The sequence below is a fragment of the Nostoc sp. C96 genome, assembly GCF_059384975.1.
On sequence record NZ_CM182020.1, the window covers coordinates 6,468,578 to 6,486,716 of the forward strand.

General features: G+C 42.2%; 14 protein-coding genes. 7 read left to right on the top strand and 7 right to left on the bottom strand.

Going from position 1 to position 18,139, the window contains the following annotated elements; translation table 11 throughout:
* The first annotated feature begins 301 nt into the window (after positions 1 to 301).
* Positions 302 to 2,179 (top strand): ATP-dependent zinc metalloprotease FtsH, encoded by a 1,878-nt coding sequence (gene ftsH / locus AC504W_RS27545; protein ID WP_494878792.1) that lies wholly within the window; start codon positions 302 to 304, stop codon positions 2,177 to 2,179.
* 64 nt (positions 2,180 to 2,243) lie between these two features.
* On the opposite strand, the gene AC504W_RS27550 is transcribed toward ftsH, so the two are convergent.
* Positions 2,244 to 2,822 (bottom strand): HdeD family acid-resistance protein, encoded by a 579-nt coding sequence (locus tag AC504W_RS27550; protein WP_494875441.1) that lies wholly within the window; start codon positions 2,820 to 2,822, stop codon positions 2,244 to 2,246.
* A gap of 568 nt (positions 2,823 to 3,390) precedes the next feature.
* Between AC504W_RS27550 and AC504W_RS27555 the strand changes: the two genes are divergently transcribed.
* Together AC504W_RS27555 and AC504W_RS27560 are read left to right on the top strand one after the other, a co-directional pair.
* The gene (locus AC504W_RS27555) at positions 3,391 to 4,701 is read left to right on the top strand and encodes a tetratricopeptide repeat protein (RefSeq protein ID WP_494875442.1); all 1,311 of its coding nucleotides are present in this window, start codon (positions 3,391 to 3,393) and stop codon (positions 4,699 to 4,701) included.
* A gap of 36 nt (positions 4,702 to 4,737) precedes the next feature.
* Complete coding sequence (locus AC504W_RS27560) at positions 4,738 to 5,229, top strand: DUF1499 domain-containing protein (protein WP_494875444.1); 492 nt, start codon at positions 4,738 to 4,740, stop codon at positions 5,227 to 5,229.
* 17 nt (positions 5,230 to 5,246) lie between these two features.
* Here AC504W_RS27560 and AC504W_RS27565 read toward each other — a convergent pair whose 3' ends face one another.
* Together AC504W_RS27565 and AC504W_RS27570 are read right to left on the bottom strand one after the other, a co-directional pair.
* Positions 5,247 to 6,059 (bottom strand): phosphate/phosphite/phosphonate ABC transporter substrate-binding protein, encoded by an 813-nt coding sequence (locus AC504W_RS27565; protein ID WP_494875445.1) that lies wholly within the window; start codon positions 6,057 to 6,059, stop codon positions 5,247 to 5,249.
* Positions 6,056 to 6,319: a hypothetical protein gene (locus AC504W_RS27570; protein WP_494875447.1), complete on the bottom strand. Its 264-nt coding sequence runs from the start codon at positions 6,317 to 6,319 to the stop codon at positions 6,056 to 6,058. The genes AC504W_RS27565 and AC504W_RS27570 overlap by 4 nt, the downstream gene beginning before the upstream one ends.
* Before the next feature lie 189 nt (positions 6,320 to 6,508).
* On the opposite strand from AC504W_RS27570, the gene AC504W_RS27575 reads away from it, so the two are divergent.
* The 3 genes from AC504W_RS27575 to AC504W_RS27585 all read left to right on the top strand — a co-directional run bounded on the left by AC504W_RS27575 (position 6,509) and on the right by AC504W_RS27585 (position 8,889).
* Positions 6,509 to 7,141: a bifunctional 4-hydroxy-2-oxoglutarate aldolase/2-dehydro-3-deoxy-phosphogluconate aldolase gene (locus AC504W_RS27575; protein ID WP_494878794.1), complete on the top strand. Its 633-nt coding sequence runs from the start codon at positions 6,509 to 6,511 to the stop codon at positions 7,139 to 7,141.
* An 83-nt stretch (positions 7,142 to 7,224) separates the two neighbouring features.
* The gene (locus AC504W_RS27580) at positions 7,225 to 7,737 is read left to right on the top strand and encodes a L,D-transpeptidase (protein ID WP_103123528.1); all 513 of its coding nucleotides are present in this window, start codon (positions 7,225 to 7,227) and stop codon (positions 7,735 to 7,737) included.
* Positions 7,738 to 8,352: 615 nt separating this feature from the next.
* Positions 8,353 to 8,889, top strand: coding sequence for a L,D-transpeptidase (locus tag AC504W_RS27585; RefSeq protein WP_494875448.1), 537 nt, complete (start codon positions 8,353 to 8,355; stop codon positions 8,887 to 8,889).
* A 132-nt stretch (positions 8,890 to 9,021) separates the two neighbouring features.
* Here AC504W_RS27585 and AC504W_RS27590 read toward each other — a convergent pair whose 3' ends face one another.
* The 4 genes from AC504W_RS27590 to AC504W_RS27605 all read right to left on the bottom strand — a co-directional run bounded on the left by AC504W_RS27590 (position 9,022) and on the right by AC504W_RS27605 (position 17,433).
* Positions 9,022 to 10,539 (bottom strand): trehalase family glycosidase, encoded by a 1,518-nt coding sequence (locus AC504W_RS27590; RefSeq protein WP_494875449.1) that lies wholly within the window; start codon positions 10,537 to 10,539, stop codon positions 9,022 to 9,024.
* 89 nt (positions 10,540 to 10,628) lie between these two features.
* Positions 10,629 to 13,394 (bottom strand): malto-oligosyltrehalose synthase, encoded by a 2,766-nt coding sequence (treY, locus tag AC504W_RS27595; protein WP_494875451.1) that lies wholly within the window; start codon positions 13,392 to 13,394, stop codon positions 10,629 to 10,631.
* A 78-nt stretch (positions 13,395 to 13,472) separates the two neighbouring features.
* On the bottom strand, positions 13,473 to 15,290 hold the full coding sequence (gene treZ, locus AC504W_RS27600; RefSeq protein ID WP_494875452.1) for a malto-oligosyltrehalose trehalohydrolase: 1,818 nt from the start codon (positions 15,288 to 15,290) through the stop codon (positions 13,473 to 13,475).
* Positions 15,291 to 15,678: 388 nt separating this feature from the next.
* Positions 15,679 to 17,433 (bottom strand): Rqc2 family fibronectin-binding protein, encoded by a 1,755-nt coding sequence (locus AC504W_RS27605; RefSeq protein ID WP_494875453.1) that lies wholly within the window; start codon positions 17,431 to 17,433, stop codon positions 15,679 to 15,681.
* Between the two features lie 174 nt (positions 17,434 to 17,607).
* Between AC504W_RS27605 and AC504W_RS27610 the strand changes: the two genes are divergently transcribed.
* Positions 17,608 to 17,925, top strand: a complete 318-nt coding sequence (locus AC504W_RS27610; RefSeq protein WP_494875454.1) for a hypothetical protein — start codon at positions 17,608 to 17,610, stop codon at positions 17,923 to 17,925.
* Positions 17,926 to 18,139: the final 214 nt, after the last annotated feature.

Below are 18,139 nucleotides of genomic sequence, written 5' to 3' on the forward strand. Positions count from 1 at the left end.
GTCGGCCAAGCTTTGTTTATCAACATCCTACCCAGGAGTATAATTTATCCGACTAAGATAGGATTCCTTGAGTAGCATGGGTAAAGAGAGTAGGGAATAGTTTGGTGATGAAGTTAGACTAGATAAAAACAGTGATTTCCAGTTATTACAATTTTTGCTAGAAAAATAGGCATAAAACCAGCGCGAAGCTCATGCCAGCAGACAAAGGGTAAATAATATGAAAATTTTCAGGAGAAAGGCATTGATGCAACAGCGATCGCCCATAATCAAATCAACTACGGCCAAGCCAGAGTTAGGCAAAATGAACCAAAAGCGATCGCCAAAATCTGTTGCTTGGTCTGGGGCGCTAATCGCCAGTTTAATGATGTTGCCAAATATTGTTGGCGGGACACCTGCCTTGGCACAAAGAGCAGAGCGCGAAATAAGTTATGGTGAGTTGATTAGAAGAACCGAAAAAGGCGAAGTCAAAAAAGTCGAGTTAGACGAAACCGAACAAACAGCCAAAGTATATTTACAAGGGCAGAAGCCAGATACACCACCCCTACAAGTCAGACTTTTAAATCAAAATACAGAGTTAATTAATAAACTCAAAGCGAAAAACGTCGAGTTTGGTGAGGTATCCTCGGCTAACAGTCGAGCCGCAGTCGGTTTGTTAATTAACCTCATGTGGATTTTGCCTTTAGTAGCTTTAATGTTACTATTCCTGCGTCGTTCGACAAATTCCTCCAGCCAAGCCATGAACTTTGGTAAATCCAGAGCGCGTTTTCAAATGGAAGCCAAAACAGGCGTAAAATTTGACGATGTGGCAGGTGTGGAAGAAGCGAAAGAAGAACTACAAGAAGTTGTTACTTTTTTGAAGCAGCCAGAAAGATTTACCGCTGTCGGCGCACGTATTCCCAAGGGCGTTTTATTAGTAGGGCCACCAGGTACAGGTAAAACCTTACTTGCCAAAGCGATCGCCGGGGAAGCTAGTGTACCGTTTTTCAGCATTTCCGGCTCAGAATTTGTGGAAATGTTTGTTGGTGTGGGTGCTTCCCGCGTCCGTGATTTGTTTAAGAAAGCCAAAGAAAATGCACCTTGTCTCATATTTATTGATGAAATCGACGCTGTGGGTAGACAACGGGGTGCGGGGATTGGTGGCGGTAACGATGAACGAGAACAAACTCTCAACCAGTTGCTGACCGAAATGGATGGTTTTGAAGGTAATACTGGCATCATTATTATTGCCGCTACTAACCGTCCCGATGTTTTAGATGCAGCCTTACTGCGTCCAGGACGTTTTGACAGACAAGTAATTGTTGATGCACCAGATTTAAAGGGGCGATTAGAAATATTGCAAGTTCACGCCCGCAATAAGAAAATTGACGAGAGTGTGTCATTAGATGCGATCGCTCGTCGTACACCTGGGTTTACTGGTGCAGATTTAGCCAACTTACTCAACGAAGCAGCAATTCTCACCGCCAGAAGACGCAAAGATGCAATCACCATCTTAGAAATCAACGATGCAGTTGACCGTGTAGTCGCGGGGATGGAAGGTACACCCCTAGTCGATAGCAAAATTAAACGCTTAATTGGCTATCACGAAGTTGGCTATGCCATAGTTGGAACCTTGCTCAAAGACCATGACCCAGTACAAAAAGTATCATTGATTCCGCGGGGACAGTCACGGGGTTTAACCTGGTTCACCCCTGATGAAGAGCATTTTCTGATGTCGCGATCGCAACTAAAAGCCAGAATTACCGCTGTCTTAGGTGGTAGAGCCGCCGAAGAAGTCATTTTTGGTTTACCGGAAGTCACTGGTGGGATGCGCGAAAACCGTAAATTAGAATATGCCACATCCATAGCGCGACAGATGGTAACACAGTATGGGATGTCGGAAATTGGCCAGTTTTCTTTAGAATCTCCCAACAGTGAAGTATTTCTGGGGCGTGACTGGATGAACAAATCCGAATATTCCGAAGAAATTGCCTCTCAAATTGATCGGAAAGTGCGGGAAATTGTCAGCCAATGCTACGACACCGCAAAACACCTGATTCAAGAAAACCGCACATTAGTTGACCATTTAGTAGAAACTTTGATTGAGCAAGAAACAATTGACGGAGAACAATTTCGACAAATTGTCTCTGAACATCAGGATAAGCAAGTAGCGGATGCAGCTACAGTGGCTGTACCTAATTAAAGGTTGAAGATTTGCCGATATGTAGAGATGTTGTCATGCAGCATCTCTACATATTTATGCAAGCTTACAATAGTCTGCGTTGTTCTCCCCACTTGCGTAGCCTTAAAGCCAACAACAACATCAGAACTCCAAAGACAATCGCATAAGCAGCAATTATCCATAAAATTGCTAATGCTCCAGCTATAGGCCAAATAATCAGCAGAACGCCAAAAATTAGGGATGCAATACCAGCTGCTATGAGCAACCATTCATTTTCAATGTCTTGGCGCAGCTGATTGGCTGCAATAATCTCGAATATGCCAGTAATAATTGCCCAAGTAGCTATTAAATAAAGCAAAATTAATGCAGTGATTCCTGGCCAAATAAATGCCATAACTCCAACTGCAACACCAATTGCGCCTTCTATTACCAACAACCATCCGTGGATATTGCCAAGATGATCTTTAAATCCGGCGATCGCTAATAATATTCCACCACCTAGCGCAAAGGCAGCAAACAGAAATACCAAAGCTGTTAAAGTAATTCCCGGCCAAAATAGTGCGGTTACGCCAAATATGATAGCGAGTGTTCCGCGCAATGCGAGTGTCCACCAATTTCTTGCTAACCGGGTTCCTATCCTCATCTGATCAAAATTCTCTGTCATAGATTGAATCCATGATGAAATTAGAGAGTAGAAGTAAAAGTCTTTGGTGGTTCACCCATTTCTTCACAAGTGTTAGCTAAGACTCATCGCTTATACCGTTTCACTTTAAGTTTGATACAAATAGACCGCAGGGGGCAGGGGGCGGGGAGCAGGGGGAAAGAATGAAAAACCCATCAATTTGTCTCATTTTTTTCGTGAAATGGTATTAGACCACTTGCATAAATATTTTTTGTCTCACGCATAGACGCGGTAGCGGCTTCCCGCAGGGTAGGCGCAAAGGCGCAAAGACAAGGCAGGTCTAGTAAATGGCGTTGCTTGCTTCAGCATAAAAATTTCTTACTCCTCTTCCATCTGACTAATGGTGCATGGTGCTAGATAGATTAATCTTTCTGGAGAAAGACGTAGCTGAGAAAACTTTCAATATGGCCTTGCGATTTTTACCTTTGTTGTGACATACTCAAAACAATAAATACGGTAAATCTATCGAGTTAGTGGTGTTTAGACTTTGAAAGTTTGGCGGGTGGACAAGCGTTTGACCCGTTGCTAACCGTACAGCCAGGAATAAACAATGCTAAAAGACGCGCAAGGACTTGAAGTAACAACCGATTCACCAGCAGCGATCGCAGCCATCAACCAGTTTATGGAACAATCCCTCAGTTATGGCAAAGATATTGAAGCTGTGATTCTTGAAGGTGTGAAAGCAGATCCAGGTTGTGCAATGGTTTATGCCTATACAGCGGCCTATTATCTGACGCAAGAAAATGCTCAGGCGTGGAAGCAAGCTAGACCTTATTTGCAAGCGGCTCAATGCCATTTAGTCGGAATCACAAAACGAGAACGATTGTATATTCAAGCGATCGCCGCTTGGGCGATGGGAGCAATTGATCAAGCGATCGCCTTACACGAAGAATTAGCCGCAAATTATCCGCGTGATTTAATTTCGGTACAGCAGGGACAATATCACTACTTCTATTTAGGCGATAAAGAAAGATTACTCAAAATTGCCCAAAACGTTCTAATTGCTAATCCAGAAAATCATTATTTATACGGTATGGTGGCCTTTGGTTTAGAACAATGCCATCAACTAGAACAAGCCGAAGCAATGGGTCGAAAAGCAACCACCATCAATCGCTATGATCCTTGGGCGCATCATGCAGTTGCCCACGTTATGGAAACTCAAGGCAGAGTAGATGAGGGTATCGCTTGGATGGAAAGCCTGGCTGATACCTGGGAAAACTGCAACTCTATGTTGTACACACACAATTGGTGGCATATAGCGCTTTATTACCTAGAGCGAGGTGATATGCAGAAGGTATTAGCTATATACGATACTCATGTGTGGGGTCGGGCAACCAAAGAATCTCCCAAAGATCAGGTAGGAGCGATCGCATTGTTGTTAAGGCTAGAGTTGCGCGGAGTTAATGTCGGTAATCGTTGGCAAGATTTAAGCACTTATTTGTTGCCGCGGATTGATGAACATGCTTTACCCTTTCAAGATTTGCACTATATCTATGCCTTAGCCAGAGCTAGACGATTTGACTGGGTAAATGAGATGTATCTGAGTATGCAAAAACATTCTCAGAGCATTAATCCATACTTGCGTCAGAACTGGTTAAAAGTCGCAATTCCGGCAGCCAGAGGGATGATTGCCCATGCAAAAGGTGAGTATTCCATCGCTAAATCTGAATTAAAAATCGTCTTACCATTACTGCATCGGATAGGTGGTAGTCATGCTCAACGAGTCTTATTTGAGCAGATATATCGAGATGCAATTTGGCATAGTGAAAAACAAACTCAGGTTTATGCCATTGCTACTGCAAAAGAAAAGGTAACTACTTCACAACAACTCGTAGCAGGTATCCTCAATGACCGACAATAATTGAGTACTATTTCCAGCTTGAGGCCTAGATTGATCATGATTCATTCGCTTACAGCAATCGCCCAAAGACATCTGTTAAAGATGGCTGTTGTCCTATTTATCACCATAGTTAGTAGTTTTATCCTACCTGCGGCTACTTGGGCAGACTCTTCTAACTTGGGAGTTGATCATGGTCATCTAACTTCTTGTCCGAGTTCCCCAAATTGCGTTGTTAGTCAAGACGCTGATGCCGAACATAGCATTGATGCGATCGCTTATCATGTAGACCGCGAGACAGCACGAGCCACCTTACTCAAAGTTCTCACTGTTGTTCCGCGCACAGAGGTGATAGAACAGACAGATAATTACATCCATGCTCTTTCTAAAAGCCGGATATTTAGATTTATTGATGATGTAGAGTTTTATTTTCCTACTGATGAGTCAGTGATTCATATCCGTTCTGCATCTCGCGTTGGACAGTCTGATCTTGGTGTGAACCGCAGACGTTTAGAACAAATTCGTTTAGCTCTGCGTGATTTAAATATTTAGTATATTACTAGCGATCGCTAACCAATTACCTCATAACCTGCCTGAATTGCAGTATTGTAAATTTTCGCGATCGCTTGATAATCTGACCAATCCACAGATGCGAAACGCTTCACGCCAACTTTTTTCATTGCGGTTTGGAGTTCTGCATCTGGTTGAAGTAACGCCGCTTGCACCTGCTGAACCAAGGATTGATCTAAATGTTGGGCAGCGACTAAAGGCGGCATCGGACATGGGCCGATAGATTCTACTACTCGTATATGCTGAGATAAATCGAGACAATCTCGTAGTTCTTGCTCCAAGACTACACTATCAATACCTGCACAATCCGCCAGTCCATCAATTACCCAACGGATTGAACACTGATGAAACCCCGATTGTATTGTCTGTCCAAAAAAGTTTTTTGGGTGTTTGTCTTGTAATAACCGATGTCGTAGTAGATTATAGCCACTATTAGAGCCAGGGTCGTTGTAACACAGAACTTTACCAGCTAAATCTGCAAAGCTGGATAAATGGCTGTTTGCATTGACAATCACATCCGTAAAGTAAACCGGACGATTTTGATAGCGTGGTGCTTCCATAACTGGCGCAACTACAGGTTGCAACCTATTTGCCACCACTTGACCGTATCTGACCAGAGGTAAACCACAAATAAATGCTAGGTCTAGCTGGTCTGTTAATAGTATTGGGTCTGCTAGTGGGTCATATTGACTTGCTTGTAGTTGGGTTTCTACTGCCAAAATCCGACCTAGATAAGCCACAATAGCTTCGTAAAACCAGAACCAATTAGGCGCTAAGTAAGATACAACCCGCAGCTTTGTTCTTTCACTCACTTACTACTCTCCATATCCAATTCATCTGGCGGTGTGGTAAATATCAGCAGGTGACGATAAGACCAATGAATACTGAGGAAAATTAGGCTCATTAAGGTTAAAAACATAATGCTGAAAACTATTCCGTAGCTTTTAGTGTGCCACCACAAGCGCCGGATAAATACTGTTCCCAACAGCGCTGGCTGCCAGATTTGATGAATATTTTGAGAATTATTTAAGCTGATAGTCAAGGATGCTGTGTTTTGCTGTGCAATTGCCATTTTTACTACCTTTTACGGCTAGATATTAAATACGGTATTTCGATAGAGTTAGTGATGTATATTAAATATCGCATAGCTTGAGGCAACAGGCAAGTTTTCCGCAGAGTATTTACCTTGCCCCGTTTCCCCTGGATGATGTGTCACGCTGGTAGTGAAGAATTTAATGCCTTATTTCAAGTCCCAGCGAGAATGTCTAATCAAGATTGGTTATCAAAGTTGCGAAAAAACAGAGCGATCGCCGTTATCCGTGCATCAAAAATAGAATTAGGAGAGCAGATGGCAATGGCGGTAGCATCTGGGGGAATGCAGCTAATAGAGATTACCTGGAATAGCGATCGCGCCGCAGAATTGATCGCTAAATTACGCATGAAATTACCTGATTGTCTAGTTGGTACCGGTACATTGTTCAACGTGCAGCAGTTACAAGATGCGATCGCTTCTGGAGCGCAATTTTTATTTTCCCCTCATATTGATTTAGAAATGATTGCAGCCGCCGTGACAAAAGAAGTGCCGATCATTCCAGGAGCGTTGACTCCTACAGAAATTGTGACTGCTTGGCAACAAGGCGCTAGTTGTGTGAAGGTGTTTCCTGTGCAAGCTTTGGGAGGAGCCAGTTATATCAAAAGTTTACAAGCTCCATTGGGTCATATTCCTTTAATTCCTACAGGTGGCGTGACTCTAGAAAATGCTCCAGAATTTATCCAAGCGGGGGCTGTGGCGGTGGGCTTGAGTAGTGAATTATTTCCGAAAAAGTTGGTGATTGCAGAAAATTGGCAAGCGATCGCTCAACATGCTAGTAACCTAATACAGGATTTAGCGTAGCAAAATACACACTTACTGAATTTTTAGGCTACAAAGTAAAAAGGAAAAAATTCTTAAGACTCCCTCTTGCAACTGCATACATCATGAAAAGTCTGATTAATTCTCACCCCATCTGCCACTTCAAAAAAATGGTTATAGGTGCGGCAATATGTTTGAGCGTGATTGGGATTAGCACAAATACAGTCACAGCTAGTGGCAAAAACGAGACAGTTAAACAAACAATCCAAACTCTGCAAAAATCAGACCAACGTTGGATTCAAATTAACCTGTCAACCCAAAGATTAACCGCATGGGAAGGAAAAAAACCTGTTTATGCAGTTACTATTTCCACTGGTAAACAATCTACTCCCACGAGGATAGGTAGCTTTAAGATTCAATCTAAGCATAAATCAACCCGAATGCGCGGCAGAGACTATGACGTTCCCAACGTTCCCTATGCAATGTTTTACCAAGGTAACTACGGAATTCACGGAGCCTACTGGCATAAAAAATTCGGCACTCCAGTAAGTCACGGTTGCATCAACGTCGCACCTAACCATGCTAAATGGCTATTCAATTGGGCATCTTTAGGAACCCCTGTGGTCATCCACAAGTAATACCGTTTCACTTTAAGTTTGATACAAATAGACCGCAGGGGGCAGGGAGCAGGGAGCAGGGGGAAAGAATGAAAAACCTATAAATCTATATCATTTTTTTCGTGAAATGGTATAAGCAGGCAAATCACAGCAAATCAAGACATTACTGATTCCGGCTCCGGAATCGCAACAACTTCACTTGAAGTAAGAAATAGAAGACTAGAGTACTCTAGTCAGCCCATATATTTTTGCGTAAGTCCTGTGTAAAACTCCAAGTGCAAATATCAAATTCAGTAGTTTGCACTTTTTCAACTCCAAATGTGAAATAAATCGCCGTCAACACTCAAACCAAGGTTCGAGAGTTTTGAGCAGTGGGAGGAAAAATCAACTCTAGGCACGAAGGTATAGAAATGTAGGGGTATAAGTGAGGAAAAACCTGACATTCTTACTTCTTTCGACCTAGTTAAAAGATCCAACCTTGGTACGTAGCTGCTGTATTAGTCTCACCTGATACTGGTATTAGTGTATTGGCGGAACATCCGCGTAGATATTCCATAAACAAGGAATTGTTTTGGCAATTTGTAACGTTTATGAAAACTACAACATATTTTTCGCGTTGTTAGAAGGTGATGCAGAATGCGAACCCACGCTAGTAATGTTGGAATTCGTCGCTCAGGAAATTTTTGTACAGGTGTAGTGCTGCTGTTAGCAACTTTTTTCTCCTCGGCGCTACCAACAGCTGACCCCAATTCTGTGATAGCTACAGCCGCGTCGCTCAATAACAACAGCATCCAAATATCTGACAGTAGACAAGTATCCCAACCTCGCCGGATTGAAATTGATTTATCCCAGCAACGCTTACGTGCATGGGATGGCGAAAAGCTGGTTTACAACTTTCCTGTATCTACAGGTAAACGCGCTACTCCTACACCCGTTGGTAGGTTTCATATTCAGTCGAAGTATCGCACCAATAGAATGCGGGGTAGCGGCTACGACATTCCTGATGTTCCTTATGCAATGTATTTCTATGAAGGCTATGCGATTCATGGTGCTTATTGGCATAACCGTTTTGGCACTCCAGTCAGCCACGGTTGTGTGAATTTGCCAGTGAAGCAGGCGCGGAAATTGTACAACTGGACGAAGCCAGGGACTTTAGTAGTGGTAAAACGCTAAAGCTGAATTTTGATGATTTGATTGAGGATAGGCTAGTGACTTATCCTCAATTACTTTTTTGTGGGGTTTATCACTTACACAAAAAACCTCTCAAACTGCTTTTCTGTGTGAACTCTGCGCCTCTGCGGTTGATTAATCCCTTAAGTCCAATGATTGCAGCGCCAAAAGTTCTAAAATAACTCCATTAGTCCAACCAAAACCTATTTCATTAGAACTGTAACCAAAGCAAATCTCGTCAGAAACTTGAGCAGAACATCGCTCAACGTCATATTTTTCCACGAAAAAACCACATCGGGTAAATTCTTTAATCGCCATAGTTAAAAACTTATCAGCAATATCATGACCCTCTGCATCATATCCATAACGGCAAAGTCCTTGGACAGCAATCAATGTTAGTGGCCCCCAGCCAAAAGGCGCATCCCATTGATTTCCGGTAACACGGGTACTGGTGAAAATTCCCCCTGGTGCAGTAAATAAACTCAGATTTTGGACAATTCGTTGAGCCTGTGCAGGAGAAGCCAGTCCTGTCCATAGAGGATAGAAGGTAGTAGCAAACTCATAATGACGACGTTGGTCACTGTGGAAGTGATAGTCTAAATAAAGTCCTTTGTCTTCATCCCATAAATATTGATTGATACGCTCACGCCGGAGACTGGCGCGATCGCTCCATTGTTGTCCAAGTTCAGGATTCCCTAAAATTTCGTGAATTTCTGCTAAATCTTGTTCCATTTGATAAAGCAGACTGTTTAAGCACACTGGCGCATAGTGGATGATATCAACACTAAAGGGGCCAAAGCGGTTGGTGATATCAAACCCAGACTCGCGCATAGAGCGATCGCCTTTGTAAAATAAGTCTGTGAGTTCGTCTGTTTCGCGGTTATAAAACAGACTCACATCATAGTCATCAATTTCAAATTGTTGATAATATTCCTTGACGCGTTCATAGTGGTTACATCCGGCTTCATCCAGTTCCGAAAACAAAACTTCCGGTGCTGGCCCTTCGCCTAAAGCATAGTATCTCGATAAGCCTGTTGCCGAATTGAGATGGGGCGGGACTACCCAGTAGTAATAAAATTGTTCTAATAATGGCAGGGTTGATTTTAACCATGCTTGGTCTTGGGTGTGTTGGAACAATGCCAGCACCATCATACTCAGGACGGGGGGTTGCGATCGCGTCAGCATATAGGTACGGTTAGCATTGAGGATAGTGCCGTAATGCTGGACTTGATAAAGTAATTGATCAACTTGACTTTGGGCTAGTTTCCATTCTTCATCCCGCAGTAAACCGAGCAGAATAAAATAGCTATCCCAGCCATACATTTCATTAAAACGCCCGCCAGGAACAACATAAGCGCCAGGGAGATATAACAACCCGTGTTCTTCGATGGCTTCGACTTCGCTGGGTAAGGTGCGAATTTCTATTTGCTGCATTTCTTTAGCAGATAGCGATCGCTCTAATACAGACTTGACTGTATTACAGTCTTCTTGGGGGGAGATGTAAACTAACCACGGGGTGTTGGGTTTATGTTCTAGTTTGGTGTCTTGGGCTGATTCTAATAAATGGTGGTGGGAACGGGTGAGGGTTTTCCAGGTTTGTTTGATGTAGGTACGGACGGCGGTTATTGGTGGGCTGGTAAGTTTTTGGGTCATGTTTTTTAACGCAAAGGTACGCAAAGGTTGGCGCGGAGGTGCGCGGAGAGGGTGAAAGAGAGATTTTTTGATTACGTTGGTTGTATAAGTTATTCAGCAATTAATAGGGCTACGGGGAGGTGGGAGAGGGCGGTGGCGATGGGTAGGGTGTTTTCGGTTTGTAGGGTTTGGTGGGTGAGGAGGTTTTGCCAAGTTTTGGTGGGGAGTTTTAGGTGTGTATCTTGCCAGATTGACTCACCTAGTGGAAGTTGTCCGGGTTGGATGAGAGTTGTGAGGAAACGGGGGACAATGGCGATCGCAGTATGATTGTTATGTTGTCTGGCAAAGGCGATGATATGGTTGGCGTGGGTTCCGTGAACTTCTATTGGTCGATATTCGCCGTTTTGGAATAATGAGAGATATTTTATTCTGGCTGTGAGTGCTTGTAGAGTTAAGAAAAGTTTGATTCTCCCGTCGGTTTTATTGGTTAGGAGTTCTGCAATTAAGCCCAGAATATCGGTTTTGATGTGCTTCTGGATGGTACTTAAGTAACCACGTCGTAATTCAAAATCTACGGGACGGCGGTTATCTGGATCAACTAAACTTAAATCCCAGAGTTCTGTTCCTTGGTAGAAGTCGGGGACACCAGGCGCAGTAATTTTGAGGAGAGTTTGAGAAAGGGCGTTAAATATGCCATATTCGGCAATTTTCTGTTGAAAAGGGCGGAAGTTTTCGAGAAATTGCGGTGATAAGTTGGGGTCAAGGATTTTCTGAATAAAAGTTGTACAAGCTACTTCGTATTCATCATCAGGACGCAACCATGCAGTGTGAACTTTTGCTTCCCGGATGGCTTTAATCATATATTCTTGCACCCGTTCGACAAAAGAGGCTTGTTCGTGTTCCGCAAAGGGAAATGTGCCGACTAGGGTTTGATAGAGAAAATATTCATCGTTGCGATCAACAAGGCTACGATGTTGTTGATTGAGTTCACTCCATCTATTTACTTGTTGTTCCCATTCTTGGGGAATTTCTGACAACACATTTAACCTAGCTCTGACATCTTCACCGCGTTTGGTGTCATGGGTAGCGGTGGCGTTCATGGTGTGAGGCCAATTCGCTTGATGCTGTTGGTTAAAGTTATGAAATTGCTCGATAGTAATTCCAAAATGACTAGGATTTCCGCCGACTTCGTTGAGCGAAATTAGTCGGTTATAAACATATAAAGTAGTATCTTCAACACCTTTAGCCATGAGTGGGCCAGTATATTGCTGCATCCGCAAGACAAAATAAATCCACTGTTCTTTTTCTGTTTGGGTGAGAGACTCATCAAACTGCAACAGCATAACTTTTTCTAAAAAGTTCATTTCATGCTGTAACAGAGGTACTTGTTTTCTTGCTGTGTTAATTACTGTTTGAATGCAGGCTTTATCGCTATCTGGAATTGCATCGGGAGTGATATAAGTACGGTAGATGGGGAATAACATCAGGACTTCGGCGATCGCTCGTTTCAATCCATTCAATGTAAAATCATTACCATAGCGATATTTACTGGCAATATTCTTCAGTAAGCTGGCTAAATTATCCACATCACCTGCTAAATTCTTTTCGAGAATTAGATGTTTTTTCTCTTGCACAAGTGATGAATAATTAAAGCGTGAACCGATAAATGAACTATATATCTTATCAAATGAGATTTCATTTTGAACTTGACAAAATACACCATTGACATAATTCAAAAAGTCATATCCTGATGTACCTTGAATCTGCCAATAATTCGGTAAATCTTCTGTGAGTTCTAAAATCTTCTCGACAGTGATATAAACATCACCCATTTTTTCCCGCAGTCTTTCTAAATACTGCGTCGGGTTATATAGTCCATCAATATGATCAATTCTTAATCCAGTAAATACGCCCTCTTCGACAAGTTTATGAATTAAACTATGAGTATTGTTAAACACGCGCATTTCTTCAACTTTAACGGAGATAAGTTCGTTAACAGTAAAGAAACGACGATAGTTCATTTCCTCCGCGCCAACCTTCCAGAAAGCGAGACGATAAAACTGGTCGTTGAGTAAGTCATCTAGTAAGTTAAAACTTTCAGAATTACCTGGCTCTCCATTAAATATTTTCAGATTTTCTGTAATGAATTCTTGGATATCATCATTACTGCTGTAGAGTTCCCAAATCAAACCTTTAATAAAAGCAATCTGGTCTTGACGTTGCTTCCCCGCAACTTCCGAGGGAACACTTTTGAGAATATAGAGAATGCCTAAAAGTTTAATAAAATCAGGATGATTTCTGCCTAGTGTACGCGTAAGTTTCCCTAAATTGTAAGTCAGAAATTTGCTGTAAGACTCCAAACGCAAAGGTAATTTTAAACTGTAATAGTTCACAGTTAAACCATGTTGCTCATATTGCAGTTGAATATCTCCCTTTTCCAGAGCTTCACCATAAAAATCTCCCAACAAAGGAGCAAGAATGCGCTCTTGACTATTAGCAAAAGGAGAATTCCAGCAAACATCAAAATAGTCTGTATAACTAGAATCTGCACCATGCTCCAACACATCCATTAAATAGGGATTTTCGCTACTATAAGCATTATGATTCGGCACAATATCCTGTAGCCAACCCATACCAAGAGACTGTAATTGAGCAACCAACACCTCAAAATCTTCCGTAGTTCCCAATTGCGGATTTAACTGCGTAGCGTCTACCACATCATAACCATGTGTACTACCAGTCCTCGCCTTAAAAATTGGTGAAGCATATAAATCAGAAATACCTAAATCTGATAAATAGGCTGCGATCGCTCTAGCATCATCAAACCCAAACTGGGGTGTAAACTGAATCCTATAAGTTGCCTTGGGTATCCGCATACAATTTCACTTAAATATAAATAAACTCAAAAAAAACTCCGCGCCCCTCCGCGCCTACCTCAGCGTTAAAAAAACCTCTTAAACCTCATACAAAACCAAACTCATACCCTCTAACACAACCTCTTCCCCCGCAGACAAATACTCCGCAGCCTCACAACCAGAGTCCAACAACTTCCGCGCACGTTGCTGAATAGGTAAACTCACCCCCACCGACGACGAATTAAAATTCATCGCCAATATCACTTCCTTCGACTCACACCAACGCCTCAATACAACTAATTTTTTGTCTTCATCACTAGTTGCTGCAATACTGTTGCGGTCATAGTTCAACAACGCCGGATGAGTTTTGCGTAAATGAATTAATTGGCGATACCAATCCCATAAAACCTTGTGCTGGCCTTCATGGCGCAATTCCCAATTCAATTTACATTGTAAAAAAGTCTCCGCCGATTCTGGGTCTGGTGGGTCTTCCTCATAGTGGAACGCTTCAAACTCTTGTTTGCGTCCAGCACGCACAGCTTGAATTAAATCGGGGTCAGAGTGGCTGACAAAATAGATAAAAGGTGCAGTTTCGCCATATTCTTCACCCATGAAAAGTAACGGTAAGTAAGGTGATAACAACACCGCACCAGCAGCTAATTTCAAACCAGCAAAGGAAATTCGCTCAGATAAGCGTTCCCCCTTCATTTGATTTCCTATTTGGTCATGATTTTGAGTACAGACTGAAAACTGAGATAATGGGCGATCGCTGCATGATATCCCATGAAAACGCTTACGGTGTGGCGCATACCGCCAATCATAGACAAAAGTATCTTGGTAAGCTTTAGCTAAATCGGCACATTTACCGAAGTCTTGATAATAACCTTGGCGATCGCCTGTTAACAATGTGTGCAATGCGTGGTGAAAATCATCACTCCACTGTGCATCAATTCCATATCCTCCCAATTCTGGCGGACGGATGATTTGTGGATTATTCAGATCACTTTCCGCAATTAAATAACGTTTCCATGTCTCCCCACCAGAAAAGTTATGTACAACTTCCGCCAGTTCCCACAAAAAATGCTTTGCACCCAAATCATAAATTGCTTGAATTGCATCTAGGCGCAAAGCATCTATGTGAAAGTCTCGCAACCAATACAAAGCATTTTCAATAAAATAATTGCGTACACCTTGGCTATGAGCATCATCAAAATTCATTGCGTTGCCCCAAGGTGTCTTATATGTTCTCGTAAAATAGGGCGCAAACTGACCCATATAATTACCTTCTGGGCCAAAGTGGTTATAAACCACATCTAACACCACAGCAATGCCATTTTCGTGACAAGCATTCACAAAGTGCTTTAAATCTGCTGGACTACCGTAGGAATTTTGTACTGCATAAAGATAAACGCCATCATACCCCCAGTTACGGTATGCCAAATCAGGCTGAATATGAGTATCGCCTGGAAATTGGGCAATGGGCATAATTTCAATCGCGTTAATTCCTAATTCCCGCAGTTCTGGTAAACGGGGAATAATTGCTGCGAAAGTTCCTTCCGGCGTGAATGTCCCTACATGAAGTTCATAGAAAATCATCGATTCCAAAGGAACACCAGCCCAAGTTGTATCTGTCCACTCAAACTCATGATCTATAACTTGAGAAGCCCCGTGAACACCCTGGGGCTGAAACTGCGAAGCTGGGTCAGCAAAAGCTTCTTGGTCATTTAATCTATATCGATAAAGTGTACCTGGATACACATCATTTACTTTTAACTGCCAGTATCCCTCTGTCTGCGGTTTCAGCGGAATTAACTGCGGCTCTGGCGTTAAAATTTCTACTGCAATGCTGTTTAAAGTGGGAGACCAAACAGTAAACTCACACTCTCCGTTACCTAAGTAGTGAGCGCCAATTTTCACGCAGTATCCTCCCGTTCAATAATGTTTTGGATGAATGTTTGCTAATTGCAAATGTCATCAATTACACACTTTTTAGTGATTTTCCAGATAGCATCATGGTCTGTTTCTCAGTTATTTCACTAGTGCCAAAAGACAGATTTATTAGTAAGCATTTAAAAATAAAAAGACCAGCCTCCCACAGCTGGTCTATAAGATGTTTTTTCGCGTTGTCTTCTCAATAGAGTTAAAACCCGATTGCGCGTTCCCAAAAATGCAACGGGCAACTTTTCTTAACAATATTGTAACAGCCAACACAGTTTTTTCTTAAAAATTTACTAAAAAAAGATAAAACCACTTGGGCTTGGCTTCCATCTTTGAGAATATTTCAACAAACCAGAAGATAGAAGGGTTATGGTGATTGACCATTGACCATTGACCCTTGACTTTTGACTAACTGTGGCTTCCCCCAAAGAATACGCTCTTGTTTGTAAATAGCAATTCCCGGTTTGGCTCCTTTGGGTTTATAAACGTGTTTTGGCTGAGTATAAACTACTGGTACTTGGTCGCTTTGACGAGCGCGGCTGTAGTAGGCGGCGAGGTTTGCAGCATATTGTAAATCAGTTGAGTCGGGAACAGTACCGGGTTCTAAACGCATGAGGAGATGGCTTCCGGGAATTTCTTGTGCGTGGAACCACAAGTCATAATCTCCCGCTACACGAAAAGTTAGTTGGTCATTTTGGCGATTATTTCGACCGATTAGGATTTCTCGTCCGTTAGGGGTGCGATAACGACGGAAGTTGGTGATATCAGTTTCGTTAGCGTTGCGATTCCGATATTCTGGGTCTTCTAAATATTTTTGTCCAACTAGCTCATCGCGGATTTCTTCTAAAGCTTGCAAATCTTCGGCTGTTTCGTAGTTTTCGATTTGCGCGATCGCAGCTTCTACTTGCTCTAAATAATCAATCTCTGACTGCACTTCTAACAATAGCGGTTCCACTGCGGAACGAGCGCGTTTGAGTTTTTGGTGCTGCTTGTAAAAATATTGAGCATTCTGCACACCGTTTTTATCAGGCTGGAGGGCGATCGCCACAGGTTCACCTGTCTCAAAATCAGGTAGGGTGATTTCTTTCATTCCCGGTTCCCAATTTTGCAAGTTAGCCATCAACAAATCTGCTTTTTGGCGATAATCATCAGCTTGATCTGATTGCTGCAACCGGATTGTAAAAGCTTGCGCTTTAATTTTTAGCTTTGTCAGAATATTTTGTAACTTCTGGGTCAGTTGATGGCGTAATTGGCTAAATATCTGTTGATTTAGTTGGTCAGTATAATACTTATTCAACAATGATTGAGTATCTTTAACTGGTGCAACTGCACCCCAACCCATTACCGTGTAACCCGTTGCTGTCCAAGCTGGTTGGAATTTATCTAAATCTAAAGCTTGTAACCATTCTTGCCAATATTGAAATAGTTTTTGCCAATCTTCAGAGTTAAGTTGATCAGTTGTGGTTTCTGGTGCAATACTCGCCGCCAACAGTAGAGAATCTACCAGTGCTGCACTTAACCCGCTATAACTTTTGATTAGCTGGCGCTTAATTGCACCAGGAACCAAGCTCACCCGTTCTTGCCAACGTCCTGGAGATTCGCTCAAACTGGGAACAGGCCCAGTCAGTTTAGGTGGAAATTCGTAAAGCTGTCCAGTTTGAATTGGTCGCACACTCGATTGCTGCTCACTAACTTGATGGGCAGCTGTAATGATGAAATTATTGGCATCAGTCAGAATGGCATTACTGTATTTGCCCATAATTTCCACATACAAGTGATACAGCGCAGATTCTCCCGGACGACGAGCAAATTGTAAATCAATTGCCCTCTCCCAAGGGGCGATCGCTTCAATACCGATTAAAGCCAAACCACCCAATTGGTGTACTAGTTGTTGGCTAAAAGTAAAAGTATCAGGCGATCGCGGTGGCGGATCACCAATACAAATTCTTGCAGCTTGGGGATGCCAAGAAATTTCCAGCCAGCCCCGTTGTTTCAGGGTGCGTAATGCAATAGCAATAGTGTAGCGATCGCGCTGATAAACTTGTTCTAAACGCGATGGCAGCCAGTAAGCGCGTAGTTCGCTACAAGCAGATTTAAGGGTAGTAAAGTCAACTGGTTGCACAACAAAAAGTCCGATGCTCAATATATGCTATCCTGTCTATAGGATTCCTACGGAATTTTTGTAAAAATTCCGTACAGCGGCCAAAGTTTTTCCTGTTCTCTCTTGCCTTCTGAGAAAATAATTTCAGGAACCAAATCAGATTGATATAGCTCTGTTTGGCACAACATAAAAAAGATGAAATATTCTATATCCCCCCGCCTCGTTATAGCTACCTTGGTCACGACAGGAGCATTGTCATTAATTACTCCAGTCAATGCTCAACAGATCCCTGAAACTGTAGCTAATGGAATATACCATCCTAGAGAATCCAGCTTTTTTAGAGAAGGAAGGGAAAAATTTGAAAGAGAAATCGGATTTTTGCAACAAAGTAGTAGTTATTCCCCAGAAAGCATTCTCAAAATTACTCCAGTAGAAACGCCTATCATCAAGCAGCCACCTCTCGAAAATCCTCGAAATTTACCAGATAACAAAGCTCTACACTCACATGAGTAACAGCATCATCTAGCTGGTATTTTATTAGCAACATCCAAAATATCTATGGTTTTTCTGAAAAAATATTGAGATAGCGATTCGATTTGATTTATTACAATTTAAAAGATTTATATACCCGACTTTTTGAAGAAGCTGGGTATATTTTTGTCTACGAATGAGTCAATACATTTTTATAGCGGTTTTATAACCTTTAAATACAATCCTATATTCCTTG

Excerpts from the sequence above, each read along its gene's own strand:
- ftsH (WP_494878792.1), top strand. The coding sequence starts at position 302 with ATGAACCAAAAGCGATCGCCAAAATCTGTTGCTTGGTCTGGGGCGCTA.
- AC504W_RS27550 (WP_494875441.1), bottom strand. The coding sequence starts at position 2,822 with ATGACAGAGAATTTTGATCAGATGAGGATAGGAACCCGGTTAGCAAGA.
- AC504W_RS27555 (WP_494875442.1), top strand. The coding sequence starts at position 3,391 with ATGCTAAAAGACGCGCAAGGACTTGAAGTAACAACCGATTCACCAGCA.
- AC504W_RS27560 (WP_494875444.1), top strand. The coding sequence starts at position 4,738 with ATGATTCATTCGCTTACAGCAATCGCCCAAAGACATCTGTTAAAGATG.
- AC504W_RS27570 (WP_494875447.1), bottom strand. The coding sequence starts at position 6,319 with ATGGCAATTGCACAGCAAAACACAGCATCCTTGACTATCAGCTTAAAT.
- AC504W_RS27575 (WP_494878794.1), top strand. The coding sequence starts at position 6,509 with ATGTCTAATCAAGATTGGTTATCAAAGTTGCGAAAAAACAGAGCGATC.
- AC504W_RS27580 (WP_103123528.1), top strand. The coding sequence starts at position 7,225 with ATGAAAAGTCTGATTAATTCTCACCCCATCTGCCACTTCAAAAAAATG.
- AC504W_RS27585 (WP_494875448.1), top strand. The coding sequence starts at position 8,353 with ATGCGAACCCACGCTAGTAATGTTGGAATTCGTCGCTCAGGAAATTTT.
- AC504W_RS27590 (WP_494875449.1), bottom strand. The coding sequence starts at position 10,539 with ATGACCCAAAAACTTACCAGCCCACCAATAACCGCCGTCCGTACCTAC.
- treY (WP_494875451.1), bottom strand. The coding sequence starts at position 13,394 with ATGCGGATACCCAAGGCAACTTATAGGATTCAGTTTACACCCCAGTTT.
- AC504W_RS27610 (WP_494875454.1), top strand. The coding sequence starts at position 17,608 with ATGAAATATTCTATATCCCCCCGCCTCGTTATAGCTACCTTGGTCACG.